This is a genomic window from Cutibacterium porci, assembly GCF_009696315.1.
GTDB lineage: Bacteria > Actinomycetota > Actinomycetes > Propionibacteriales > Propionibacteriaceae > Cutibacterium > Cutibacterium porci.
This window is the reverse complement of sequence record NZ_VUMG01000002.1, coordinates 457773-469103: the sequence shown is the minus strand read 5'-3', so window position 1 is coordinate 469103 and position 11331 is coordinate 457773. Positions and strand designations below refer to the sequence as shown.

The following is an 11331-nucleotide window of genomic DNA, read 5'->3' as shown; positions in this document are numbered from 1 at the left end:
GGAGTTCACATGGATACCAGCCGCCCAATTATCGCCCTCGATTTTCCTAGTGCCGAGGCAGCACTCAGCTTCGTCGGTCGATTCGATGAGGAGAATCTTTTCGTCAAGGTCGGCATGGAGTTGTTTTACGCGGCCGGGCCGACCATCGTGACGAGTCTCAAAGAGGCGGGGCACGATGTGTTCTGCGACCTTAAACTTCACGATATTCCCAATACTGTCAAAGGTGCCGCGTCGAGTCTGTCCAAGCTTGGTACAGATGTGTTAACCGTCCATGCTGCGGGCGGAAAAGCCATGATGGAGGCCGCACTCGAGGGTTTGGGAGACGCCGCCGAGTCGACTCGCGTGATAGCTATTACTCAACTCACCTCCACGTCTCCAGAAGCATTGAAAACAGAGCAGCTGGTGGAGGTTCCGCTGATCGAGTCGGTACGCAACTACGCCAGGCTAGCCCAAGCCGCCGGACTGGCCGGCGTCGTATGTTCGGCTCACGAGGCCGCTGATATTGCATCTGTTACCGGACCAGATTTCCTGCGCGTCACCCCAGGGATTCGCCCGGCGGGATCGGCACTAGGAGATCAGTCCAGGGTCGCCACGCCGGGAAATGCCGCCTCGCTGGGATCCTCGGCGATTGTGGTGGGGCGTCCAATTACCAAGGCTGATGACCCAGTTGCTGCTTACTACGCCATTCGCGACGACTGGAACGCCGGACGTCAAGCTTGACGACAATACAACCTGGAGGAAAACCATCATGACCGTGAGCCCGATCGCTCGTGAATTCGCTGACCGTCTGCTAGCCATTGAGGCTGTTTCGCTGTCCCCGGACGCCCCGTTTACGTGGGCATCCGGGTTGCACTCGCCCATCTACTGCGACAATCGGGTAACTCTTTCAGACCCGCAGACCCGCGATCTTATTGCGGAAGGGCTAGCCTCACTCGTTCGCACAAATTTCGATGACATCGATGTTGTGGCTGGTACTGCTACGGCTGGTATTGCCCATGCTGCTCTTGCCGCCGATCGGCTTGGCGCACCTATGGCCTATGTTCGCTCTGCTCCCAAGGATCATGGGCGAGGCAACCAGATCGAGGGGCGGATTCCGGCTCAGTCCAAGGTCATCATGGTTGAGGATCTTATTTCCACCGGTGGCTCAGTGCTCAAGGCTGCTCAAGCAGTAGAGCGCGAAGGGGCAACGGTCGTCGGTGTTCTTGCTCTGTTTTCGTACGAACTAGAAAAGGGACATCGTGCCTTTGAGGAGGCTGGACTGCCACTCTACACCCTGTCAAACTATCCAACTCTTATCGAAGTGGCAGCTGAATCCGGTCGGATTACACCTGAGCAGCAGGCCACACTGGCGACGTGGTCGTCGGATCCGCAAGCATGGTCGGATTCACACTGATGAGTGCGCGGGTGCCGTGACTGCGGTGGCTGTGTGCCGTCACTCATCGCAGCTCTACATCCACTGCCGAGCGATCGTGAGGGTCTGATCGACATATCCGCCGCCAAAGAGCCAGCAATGAACGATGAGCATATGAAGTTGGTGCAGCCCGATTCGGTCTTGCCAACCGTCAGAGAGCGGCGATTCTTCGTTGTAGGCCGCACGGATTGTGTCAGCAAATGGGGCCCCGAAAACCGAGAGGGCTGCGAGGTCCTCCTCCGCGTGGCCGCCCTGGGCGGCAGGGTCAATGAGGACGACACCGCTGGCTGTCCACATGAGGTTGCCAGCCCATAGATCGCCGTGAATGCGAGCCGCAGGATCGGTAACCAACGCTGGCTCGTCATGATCGAGTGCTCCACTTGCCAGCCGGTCGACAAGCCTGGACATGATCGCGCGGGCGTCGGCGTCCAGGCTGTCCATATAAGGCTCGATGCGGTATTGCGCATAGAACTCTCCCCATGAGGAGACAGGCTCGGATGGCAGAGGCAGGGGAGCCCGTCCGATGTATCCGCCATCTGGTGTAAACCCGTCAGGTGCAGCTCCTAGATGCGACGCGCCGGCTGCGTGGGTGTGAGCTAGTCGGCGTCCAAACTCCTCGGCTGCGTCGCGGGTGGGACGCACCGTCGATAGCTCGGGTTCGGTGAGCCATCCAGTGCCATGGTCGATGACGTTGACGATTGCGGCTCCAGCCGGTTGGGCAGCAGCGAGCCACGCCAGCCCGGCAACTTCATAGTTAATGGCGTTTTTATGGTGGTCGGTCTTGCGGAACGTCATGACACCCACGGTAGACGCGTAGGATGCAGCCGAAACCACCTCCCGTATCAGAATGGAGTCCCGTGTCCGCCCCTGATCACCTCATGACAGTCCACCTGGTGTCGATGGGCTGTGCCCGCAACGACGTCGATTCCGAGGAGCTCGCGGCTCGAATGGAGGCTGGCGGATTCCGTCTCGTTGACGATCCTGCCGATGCGGAGACGGTCGTCGTCAATACCTGCGGGTTCATTGAGCAAGCCAAAAAGGATTCCGTTGACACCTTGTTAGCTGCCGCTGATCTTAAAGGAAACGGCACCACGACGTCCGTTGTTGCGGTTGGATGCATGGCCGAGCGGTATGGACGCGAACTCGCTGAATCCCTACCTGAGGCGGATGCAGTGCTGGGATTTGACGATTACGACGACATTGCAGCTCGATTGCGAACCATTTTGGACGGCGGCTCGATTGAGGCCCACGTCCCCCGCGATCGGCGTACGTTGTTGCCGCTCAGCCCAGTCGATCGACCGACCGCGCGCGTCGGGGTGTCCGTCCCCGGTCACGGCACGGCTCCCGACCTTCCGGCTGCTATCGCTCCGGCGTCTGGCCCGCGAGCTACCCGACGACGTCTCGGAACGGGGCCTAGCGCACCGCTCAAGATAGCCTCGGGATGTGACCGCCGTTGTGCGTTCTGCGCAATACCGCGTTTCCGTGGCTCATACCTTTCTCGACCAGTCGCAGACATCGTCGAAGAGGCGCATTGGCTGGTGGATCATGGCGTCAAGGAGGTGTTTCTCGTCAGCGAGAATTCCAGTTCTTACGGTAAGGATTTAGGGGATCTCAGGCTGTTAGAGAAATTACTCGTGAGCCTTGACAAGGTTGACGGTTTGGAGTGGATCCGGGTGTCATATTTGCAGCCAGCCGAGCTGCGACCGGGGCTCATTGACACGATGTTGATGACAGATAAAGTCGTGCCCTACTTTGATCTGTCCTTCCAGCACGCGTCAGGGACATTGCTGCGTCGGATGCGTCGATTCGGTGACGCCGAGTCATTCCTGAACATCATCGATTCGATCCGTTCTCGGTGCCCGGAGGCTGGGTTTAGGTCAAACTTCATTGCCGGTTTCCCCGGTGAGACCGATGCGGACGTCGAGGTTCTGACCGATTTCTTACAGCGAGCTCGTCTCGACGTTGCCGGCATCTTCGCTTACTCCGACGAGGAGGGCACTGAGGGAGCCAGGCTTGACGGACACGTAGACGAGGACGTCATCGCCGCTCGCCGTGAAGATCTCGCTGACCTTATCGACGAGTTGGTGTCCCAACGTGCTGAGGACCGCATTGGCAGCCGGGGGCGGGTCATGGTCGAAGACATTGGCGACGCTGTCATCGGAAGAGCCGAGCATCAGGGGCCGGAGGTCGATGGGATCGTCACTGTTGCTGATGCACCTGCGGTTCGCGTGGGGGACATCATCGACGTCGAATTCGTTGGGGCTGATGGGGTCGATCTCGTTGCGCGATGTGTCTAGGCATCGCGGCGAACGCTGACATAGGCACATTAATCCGGGTCCATTCGGGCCGGTGAGTCGCATGAGACGTCCTCACGCGAGATACTGGATCTATGGCCACGAAGAAGGACCGCCCCAGCAACATCAACGTTCCCAATGCGCTGACCCTGCTGAGAGTCATTGCGGTTCCTGTCTTCGGGTGGATGCTGTTAGCCCATGCTCATGAAGGCGGCTGGCGGACAGCGACGACGATCGTCTTTATGGTGGCAATCCTTACAGATTTCATTGATGGCAAGGTTGCTCGTAAATACAACCTCGTCACTGACTTCGGCAAGATCGGTGATTCGATTGCCGACAAGGCGCTGACTGGCATGGCCTTTATCGGTCTGTCGATCATTAATGAGCTTCCATGGTGGATGACAATCATCATCTTGCTGCGCGAATGGGGCATCACCGTCATGCGGATGAAGATGCTCAAATATGCGGTGATGGCAGCTAACAAGGGCGGCAAGCTCAAGACTGCTATGCAGTCACTAGCGATCACACTGTTCTGCCTCGGCCTGTGGCGTATGCCTACCTTTGTTTACGTCATCGGTTGGGCAGTCATGATCATTGCTTTCGCCCTGACGGTGGTTACCGGCGTGGTGTATATCCGTGACGCGATTCGTATTCGTGACAGCGCACGTATGGCTGCTGCCAGGCCGACACGGAAGCGCACGCTCAAGTGATCGGGAACGAAGGAGCGCGCCGACTTATCGACGTGTTATCTAGGCACGGTCTGAAGGCCGCGACCTGTGAGTCTTTGACGGCAGGTCTTGTGGCAGCGACGATCACCACTGTTCCAGGGGCATCAACGGTGTTTCGCGGCGGTCTGATCACCTACGCCAGTGAGCTCAAGTTCACGCTGGCAGGGGTTGACGCCCAGTGGATAGCGCAGCACGGTGTCATTAATTCCGTCACAGCGACCCAAATGGCGATGGGGTGTCGCAAGGTTTGCGGTGCCGATGTTGGCATGGCCTGTACCGGAGTCGCCGGGCCTGATCCGCAGGATGGTGAACCGGCCGGGACTGTGTTTATCTCGGTGGCATATCGCGGGATCCCGGTTGTTGAGCGTCTCCAGCTTGACGGTACGCGCGAGGAGATTCGTCGTGGCACAGTGGAGCGTCTTCTTGATTTGGGCTGTGAGGTTGTTTCGGAGCGCTGATGAGGTGGGGCGCAAAAAAGTGAAAAATTTCGCCGTGTGGGGAATGTTTCATCGGTGCAGCGTGTTGTCACGGATGAATCACTTAGGAGGAGACGCCCATGAAATCAGCTTTGTTGCGTGAAGTGCTCGGCGAGTCTCTGCGAGAGCAGAGGTTTGCACAGGGTCGTACCCTGCGTGAGGTGTCTTCCGCCGCACGCGTGTCTCTTGGCTACCTGTCAGAAGTTGAGCGGGGCCAGAAAGAGGCTTCCAGCGAGCTCATCTTGGCCATTTGCACGGCCCTGGATCTTCCCCAATCGGAGCTCATGCGTATCGTCAGTGACAAGATGCTGAAGACCGAGGGCAGTACCGAACACCGCATTACCGTTGCAGCCTGAGTGCCTTGAACCTATGAGGTTCCCGGTCCCGCTGGGGCCGGGGCCTTGCGCTATTGGAAGCCCCCAACGTTATTGAAGTTCCAACGCATCTGCGGGTTGATGGCTGACCTGTGACAGCCACGAGAAATTAGTCGATGGGCGCGTGGACGATTCGAATTGTGACCCCGAGTGCGCGTATCCGTGTCAGTTCTTCGGGGTCAGCAGAGTCGTCGGTGATGAGCAGGTCGACGTCCTTGGCATCCGCCAGCTTGGCTAGGGTGACGCGACCAATCTTCGACCCGTCGACAGCCGCAATAATGCGTGCTGCACGCTTGATCATAGTGTGGTTGGCTGCTGCCTCGATGCCATCGTGGGTCGTCAGACCACCGTCAGCACTCAAACCGTCGCAGCCAACGATGGCTGTTCCGACATTAACCTGTTTGAAGGTGGATTCGGCCAAAGAGCCGACGAGCTCAAGGGAGGACGGACGCAAGACGCCGCCGGTAATGAGAACCCTCTGCTGGCCTTGACTTGCAGCCTCAAGGGCGATGCTTACAGAGTTTGTAATAAGGGTCAGGTCGTGACGATGATGCAGGGCTCGGACAATCTCGGTCGTCGTGGTTCCGCCAGTCAAACCAATGGCGTGACGTCCGATTGGCAATTCGGAAACGACGGCGTGGGCAATGGCTTCCTTGGCGCGGCGCCGGCGACCATCGCGGAGATTGACGGGCAACTCAGCGCCAGTTCCAGCGCGTCGCGCAGTTCCGTGTGAGCGAATGAGCAGACCCTGTTCCGCCAAGGAAGCGACATCCCGCCGAATGGTAGCCGCACTGGCTCCCAAAGTTGATGCCATCTCTCGGAGGGGGACCTCGTCGCGGTCGCGCAGCATAGCGAGAATGGCCACCATACGATCGTTTCGACGAGAAGAGGCCGAGTGGGTGTCCGATGGCATTGTCCCCTCCCAGGTTGCTTGACGCATTCACGCGGCGTTGTGAGCGGTCCGGTATCTGTGTTGATCGTAGCGTGATATCGGGTGCCCGGCGACATTATTGGTCTCGTTGCTGGGCACCGTTACGACCCGATTTTTCCGCTGCGACCGGGCGGATCAGTGCCGACGATGCTCCCGGGCCGTCAGTGCGATGTGCCGAGATACTGGTGACGACTGGCGTTGTACGAGTGTTCATTAGGGTCTCTTGCCCGATAGAGAGCTCTTGTGAGGAGGACTCACTGAAGCGCATAGGCTTGAGCCATGACGGAGACCCAGCTGTGGACGCGGCTTGCCGAGGCCCTTGGTGACGACTACTGCCGCATTTGGGCCTCGCAGCAGGCAGTTCCGGGTCTCGACTCCCGAACTGTGCGGGAAGCATTGGCAAATGGAGTTGACGCTAAGACGATCTGGCGGGCGTGTTGGAAAGCGCTAGAGCTGCCCGATTCGTTGAGGTGATGGCGTCTCGGGTGGTGCAAGCTAGCGAATGCCAGCACCCGTGCGAAGTCCAAGAGCTTTGCGAAGGCGAACAGCGGCGGAACAAAACCGGAACACAGTGTGCTCGATTGTCGTCGGTGACATGTGGAAGGGTTGTCCACAGCCGGGCGGACGGGCATGTCGACAGGTTATCCACAGCTACGAAACTGCCTGACGAATTGTCCGACTCCGCTCCTACAGTTTGGGTGATGACTCAAGGAGGCTGACAGGGCTCCTCATCACCAGGTACGACCAACGCTGCGGCGGTGCCGCACGTCAAATGAGGCGGGAGACCGCTTGTGAGGAAGGAACGACATGGCAGCAACCGCTGATCGTGAAAAGGCCCTTGCCACGGCCTTACAGCAGATCGAAAAGCAACATGGCAAAGGCTCTATCATGCGCCTTGGTGAGCAGGAGACCGTTAAAATCGCCGCTATCCCGACAGGCTCGGTGGCCCTTGACGTCGCATTGGGGGTGGGGGGCCTGCCACGTGGCAGGATCGTTGAGATTTATGGTCCTGAATCGTCTGGCAAGACAACGGTAGCTTTGCACGCCATCGCTAATGCTCAGGCCGAAGGCGGCATTTGCGCCTTTATCGATGCTGAGCACGCTCTTGACCCCGAGTATGCACGCAAACTTGGGGTTGACACTGATTCGCTGTTGGTAAGCCAGCCTGACAATGGCGAGCAAGCCCTCGAGATTGCCGACACACTCGTCCGCTCGGGTGCTTTGGAACTCATCGTCATCGACTCGGTGGCAGCCTTGACCCCAAAGGCTGAGATCGAAGGAGAGATGGGGGACTCCCATGTTGGTCTGCAAGCCCGTCTCATGAGTCAGGCATTGCGCAAGATGACGGGTGCATTGAATGCTGCCGGTACTACTGCCATCTTTATCAATCAGTTGCGCGAGAAGATCGGCGTCATGTTCGGCTCTCCGGAGACGACGACAGGTGGTCGCGCCCTCAAATTCTATTCGTCCGTGCGCCTCGATGTGCGGCGTATCGAGACTCTCAAAGATGGGTCAGAGATGGTCGGTAACCGCACTCGAGTCAAGGTCGTCAAGAACAAGGTTGCACCACCTTTTAAGCAAGCAGAGTTTGACATCCTTTACGGGCAGGGCATTTCTCGCGAAGGAAGCCTCATTGATATGGGCGTAGATTGTGGGCTCATCGTCAAGTCTGGTTCGTGGTTCAGCTACAACAATGAACAGTTGGGGCAGGGCAAGGAAAACGTTCGGAATTTCCTCAAGGGCAACCCGGATGTCGCTAACGAGATTGAGGACAAGATTTTGACCCATCTCGGTTTACGGGAAGCCGAGGTTCCTGAGGGCGTCGATCCCCAGACCGGTGAGGTGGAATTCTGAATCGGCGACGCGAAACTCCAGAACTGACTGATGACCAGTGGTATGAGGAAGCTCGAGAGATCTGCCTCACACGACTGGATCGTCGGGCTAACACCCGCCGCGAGCTTGCGGATGTCCTTGATTCCAAAGGGGTGCCTGAGTCAGTACGTGAGGCGGTCCTCGATCGTCTCGCCGAGGTTGGGTTGATTAACGACGCTGATTTTGCGAATCGCTGGACGGCATCTCGGCATGGGATGAAAGGGCTATCTCGTAGAGCTGTGTCTGCCGAGCTGTCTCGTAAGGGGGTCGATTCTCACATCATCGAGGATGCGACATCTCAGATCACTGACGCTGACGAACTCGACGCCGCCACGAAACTGGCGGTAACGAAGCTGCGTGCCGGTCGTGGAATTGAGGAAGCTCGGCTGACTCGACGAGTGCTCGGGGCGCTCGCCCGCAAGGGTTACAGTCCTCAGATCGCATGGGCAGCGATTCGCGCGGCGCACGATGAACTCGGTGAGGAACCCCCCGACGTCCCGACCACTGACCTGTTCGACTAGAGTCGTACCGTTTAACCCCTTACATCTGATGGTTTAGTACCCGGTGTTGTAAGGGCGACGATGCAGATTCACGTCAGAACGTGAGAGAGGATAGGGGCCATGCTCATCGCGCTCGTTGCAGTGTCGGTGCTCGCAGTGGTAGCCATCATCGGCTGGTTGGCAGACCGGCGGGCCATTGGCAAGAGGGCGCAGCAGGCGGAGTCAGAACGCGACGTCAAGGCCTCGGAGCTTTCCAGAAGTGAAGAGAAATTGTCTCTCGCACATCAGGATATTGCCGATAATCGTAAGACTCTCGCTACGGTTCGAGCGGAGCTTGAATCGAGCCGTACGCTGGCCTCTGACGAGGCTCGCCGTGCCGACCATGCCGATCAAGCCCGCCGTAGCGCCGAGGCACTATTAGAGATCAATCGCCGCTCCGTCGAAGAGTTAACCGAACGCGATCGCCAATTACGAGAAGCTCGTCGTCATCTGGACGAGGGACTCAACAAGGTAGAGCGAGACCGGTTGGAGCTCGTCGAACGCAGTTCGCGACTTGACGATCGGGAGGCCGAACTTGATCGACGGCATGGTCAGATCGTTACCGATTTGGAACGCGTTGCTGGTATGTCCCTCGAGCAGGCCCGCGACGAATTGGCTGACCGCCTTGGGGCAGAGGCGCGCATCGTTGCTGACAATAGTGCTCGCGCTATCGTCTCTGAGGCGATAGCGTCAGCGGAAGCCAAAGCCCGTCACATTGTTGCGGAAGTCATCCAGCGCTGTTCCTCTGAGATGGTTGCTGACACTGTCGTCAGCGTTGTGCCATTGCCTAGCGACGAGATGAAGGGCCGAGTTATTGGCCGAGAAGGCCGCAATATTCGCACCTTTGAACAAGTCACCGGGGTAACTGTCATCATCGATGACACCCCGGGAATCGTGTTGCTGAGTTGCTTCGACCCGATGCGACGCGAGGTAGCTCGTCAGGCTCTCACTGATTTGGTTGAGGACGGGAGAATCCACCCCATTAGTATCGAGAAGGCCCATCAGCGGGCAGTTGACCGCATTGAAGATATGTGCCTCGATGCTGCTGCTGACGCTGTGTCGAAGGCGGGAATCGGCGATATTGATGACCGCTTGCTGCCGATCCTTGGTTCGCTGAGATTCCGGACCTCTTATGGTCAACAAGTATTGGATCACTGCGTCGAGTGCGCTCGGCTGGCAGCCAATCTGGCCGCCGAGATTGGCGCTGACGTTGAGGTGTGTCGCCGGGCTGCCTTTTTGCACGACCTCGGCAAGTCCCTCACTCCCGGAATTGAGGGAAGCAGCCATGCCGCAATTGGTGCCGAGCTAGCGCGCCGTTACGGTGAGTCGGAGGAGGTCATTCATGCCATTGCCGCCCACCACGACGAAATTGACCCGGTCAGTGTCACTGACCTCATTGTCAAGGCCGCCGACGCCATCTCTGCTGCCCGTCCAGGGGCACGTCGCGACTCCCTCGAGGCCCATGTCCGGCGGATGGACACCATCGAGGAGATTGCCACCGGCTTTCCCGGAGTCGAACGCGCCTTTGCGCTTCAAGCAGGACGCGAGGTGCAGATTCTTGTCGATCCGGGCACTGTCGACGATGTCCAGGCCTCCCGCCTTGCGCGCCAGATTGCTATTGCCATTGGGGAACAGGTCACTGTGCCCGGAAGGACGCGGGTTACTGTGATCCGCTCGTTCCAAGCAGTGGAAACTGTTGGATAGCGTTGTGAGTGCCCACCTCTAGGCTTCTTGTCGTTAGGCGATGCCCCAGCGCAGTGTGACGGCCTCGCCAGGCTCTAGTCGGAGAACGTCATCGTGGGTTGGGCCCTCGTTGAACGCGTCTGGGCCACAGGTCATTGGCTCGACGGCCAGACTGCGACGGTCGGCGGGGGTGTAGATCTGCGCCCAGCCCATTGCGGCATCGGCCCACAGCTCATGGCTTGTGTCACCATTAGTAACTTTGATGCGCCAGGTAGGCGATCCGACGTGCACGGTGTAAGCGGTGTCAAAAGTACGGTGCCCAACTTTCAGACCGTTGAGCGCGTGGGCGTAATCCATCTCGCGCATCTGTACTGGAAGCAGCCGATCATCGACCTGTAGCCATGAAGACAACGGGGCATCGATCGTCCAGTCGTCGATGGTGCCCCCTAAAGACAAGTATGGGTGAGCTGCGTATCCAAAAGGCACCGCTGTCGCGCCGACATTACGCGCGGTGACGTCGACAGCCAAGCCAGCATCACTCAGGCGGTGGGTGAGATCGACGTCGATGGTTCCAGGCCAGCCAGGGCGAGCCATAATTCGGATTGTCTGAGTTACTGACACGTCGGTGTGCTCCAGTAATGACCAAGGTGCCCACGCTACGAGGCCGTGGATGGCGTTATGGCGGTCGACTTCACTTACCGCTAGCTGCTGCTCGACTCCGTCGAACGTGTAATGGCCGTCGCGGATGCGGTTAGGCCACGGAAGAAGCTGCTGGCCTTGGGATGACGCCGGCGATTGATGAGCATCGAACGATGCGATGACGTCAACCCCGTCATATTGGAGGCTGCGAAGCGTGGCACCTTGTTCCGTGACGATGGCCTGCCAGGGGCCACACGAGATCTCATACTGGGAGCCAGTGGGTAGGACGGCGTCATTGATCATGGCGAAAGACTAGCCCGCGCAGTGAGTAGCCGCGAGTCTTTATAGCACGGTATCCATACATTGACGCTATTGTTCATTGCG

14 protein-coding genes are annotated in these 11331 nt (G+C 58.5%); 10 read left to right on the top strand and 4 right to left on the bottom strand.

Annotated elements, in window-relative coordinates:
• Window positions 1-9 precede the first annotated feature (9 nt).
• Both pyrF and pyrE read left to right on the top strand, forming a co-directional pair.
• Complete coding sequence (pyrF, locus tag FYJ43_RS06130) at window positions 10-720, top strand: orotidine-5'-phosphate decarboxylase (RefSeq protein ID WP_154562933.1); 711 nt, start codon at window positions 10-12, stop codon at window positions 718-720.
• 28 nt (window positions 721-748) lie between these two features.
• Complete coding sequence (pyrE, locus tag FYJ43_RS06125; protein ID WP_154562931.1) at window positions 749-1393, top strand: orotate phosphoribosyltransferase; 645 nt, start codon at window positions 749-751, stop codon at window positions 1391-1393.
• Between the two features lie 54 nt (window positions 1394-1447).
• Here pyrE and FYJ43_RS06120 read toward each other — a convergent pair whose 3' ends face one another.
• The gene (locus FYJ43_RS06120) at window positions 1448-2254 is read right to left on the bottom strand and encodes a fructosamine kinase family protein (protein WP_326833449.1); all 807 of its coding nucleotides are present in this window, start codon (window positions 2252-2254) and stop codon (window positions 1448-1450) included.
• A 35-nt stretch (window positions 2255-2289) separates the two neighbouring features.
• On the opposite strand from FYJ43_RS06120, the gene rimO reads away from it, so the two are divergent.
• The 4 genes from rimO (at window position 2290) to FYJ43_RS06100 (ending at window position 5265) form a co-directional block, all read left to right on the top strand.
• Entirely contained in the window at window positions 2290-3708 is a 1419-nt protein-coding gene (rimO, locus tag FYJ43_RS06115) for a 30S ribosomal protein S12 methylthiotransferase RimO (RefSeq protein ID WP_154563455.1), read from the top strand.
• A gap of 92 nt (window positions 3709-3800) precedes the next feature.
• Window positions 3801-4415, top strand: coding sequence for a CDP-diacylglycerol--glycerol-3-phosphate 3-phosphatidyltransferase (gene pgsA / locus FYJ43_RS06110; protein WP_154562927.1), 615 nt, complete (start codon window positions 3801-3803; stop codon window positions 4413-4415).
• Window positions 4412-4891 (top strand): CinA family protein, encoded by a 480-nt coding sequence (locus tag FYJ43_RS06105; protein ID WP_326833387.1) that lies wholly within the window; start codon window positions 4412-4414, stop codon window positions 4889-4891. Before pgsA ends, FYJ43_RS06105 begins: the two co-directional genes overlap by 4 nt.
• A gap of 98 nt (window positions 4892-4989) precedes the next feature.
• Window positions 4990-5265 (top strand): helix-turn-helix domain-containing protein, encoded by a 276-nt coding sequence (locus tag FYJ43_RS06100; RefSeq protein WP_154562925.1) that lies wholly within the window; start codon window positions 4990-4992, stop codon window positions 5263-5265.
• A gap of 127 nt (window positions 5266-5392) precedes the next feature.
• On the opposite strand, the gene FYJ43_RS06095 is transcribed toward FYJ43_RS06100, so the two are convergent.
• On the bottom strand, window positions 5393-6151 hold the full coding sequence (locus tag FYJ43_RS06095) for a DeoR/GlpR family DNA-binding transcription regulator (protein ID WP_154563451.1): 759 nt from the start codon (window positions 6149-6151) through the stop codon (window positions 5393-5395).
• Between the two features lie 139 nt (window positions 6152-6290).
• Window positions 6291-6428, bottom strand: coding sequence for a hypothetical protein (locus tag FYJ43_RS06090; protein WP_154562923.1), 138 nt, complete (start codon window positions 6426-6428; stop codon window positions 6291-6293).
• Between the two features lie 65 nt (window positions 6429-6493).
• Here FYJ43_RS06090 and FYJ43_RS06085 point away from each other — a divergent pair, with 65 nt between their 5' ends.
• The 4 genes from FYJ43_RS06085 (at window position 6494) to rny (ending at window position 10329) form a co-directional block, all read left to right on the top strand.
• Window positions 6494-6688 (top strand): DUF3046 domain-containing protein, encoded by a 195-nt coding sequence (locus FYJ43_RS06085; protein WP_154562921.1) that lies wholly within the window; start codon window positions 6494-6496, stop codon window positions 6686-6688.
• Between the two features lie 333 nt (window positions 6689-7021).
• The gene (gene recA / locus FYJ43_RS06080) at window positions 7022-8068 is read left to right on the top strand and encodes a recombinase RecA (protein WP_154562919.1); all 1047 of its coding nucleotides are present in this window, start codon (window positions 7022-7024) and stop codon (window positions 8066-8068) included.
• A gap of 23 nt (window positions 8069-8091) precedes the next feature.
• The gene (gene recX, locus FYJ43_RS06075) at window positions 8092-8607 is read left to right on the top strand and encodes a recombination regulator RecX (protein ID WP_154562917.1); all 516 of its coding nucleotides are present in this window, start codon (window positions 8092-8094) and stop codon (window positions 8605-8607) included.
• Between the two features lie 99 nt (window positions 8608-8706).
• Complete coding sequence (gene rny, locus FYJ43_RS06070) at window positions 8707-10329, top strand: ribonuclease Y (RefSeq protein WP_154562915.1); 1623 nt, start codon at window positions 8707-8709, stop codon at window positions 10327-10329.
• Window positions 10330-10362: 33 nt separating this feature from the next.
• On the opposite strand, the gene FYJ43_RS06065 is transcribed toward rny, so the two are convergent.
• Complete coding sequence (locus FYJ43_RS06065) at window positions 10363-11250, bottom strand: aldose 1-epimerase family protein (RefSeq protein ID WP_154562913.1); 888 nt, start codon at window positions 11248-11250, stop codon at window positions 10363-10365.
• Window positions 11251-11331: the final 81 nt, after the last annotated feature.

Coding starts and splice junctions, on each gene's coding strand:
- FYJ43_RS06085 (WP_154562921.1), top strand. CDS start 6,494: ATGACGGAGACCCAGCTGTGGACGCGGCTTGCCGAGGCCCTTGGTGAC.
- FYJ43_RS06100 (WP_154562925.1), top strand. CDS start 4,990: ATGAAATCAGCTTTGTTGCGTGAAGTGCTCGGCGAGTCTCTGCGAGAG.
- rimO (WP_154563455.1), top strand. CDS start 2,290: ATGACAGTCCACCTGGTGTCGATGGGCTGTGCCCGCAACGACGTCGAT.
- FYJ43_RS06095 (WP_154563451.1), bottom strand. CDS start 6,151: ATGGTGGCCATTCTCGCTATGCTGCGCGACCGCGACGAGGTCCCCCTC.
- pgsA (WP_154562927.1), top strand. CDS start 3,801: ATGGCCACGAAGAAGGACCGCCCCAGCAACATCAACGTTCCCAATGCG.
- FYJ43_RS06090 (WP_154562923.1), bottom strand. CDS start 6,428: ATGAACACTCGTACAACGCCAGTCGTCACCAGTATCTCGGCACATCGC.
- recA (WP_154562919.1), top strand. CDS start 7,022: ATGGCAGCAACCGCTGATCGTGAAAAGGCCCTTGCCACGGCCTTACAG.
- FYJ43_RS06065 (WP_154562913.1), bottom strand. CDS start 11,250: ATGATCAATGACGCCGTCCTACCCACTGGCTCCCAGTATGAGATCTCG.
- pyrF (WP_154562933.1), top strand. CDS start 10: ATGGATACCAGCCGCCCAATTATCGCCCTCGATTTTCCTAGTGCCGAG.
- pyrE (WP_154562931.1), top strand. CDS start 749: ATGACCGTGAGCCCGATCGCTCGTGAATTCGCTGACCGTCTGCTAGCC.
- rny (WP_154562915.1), top strand. CDS start 8,707: ATGCTCATCGCGCTCGTTGCAGTGTCGGTGCTCGCAGTGGTAGCCATC.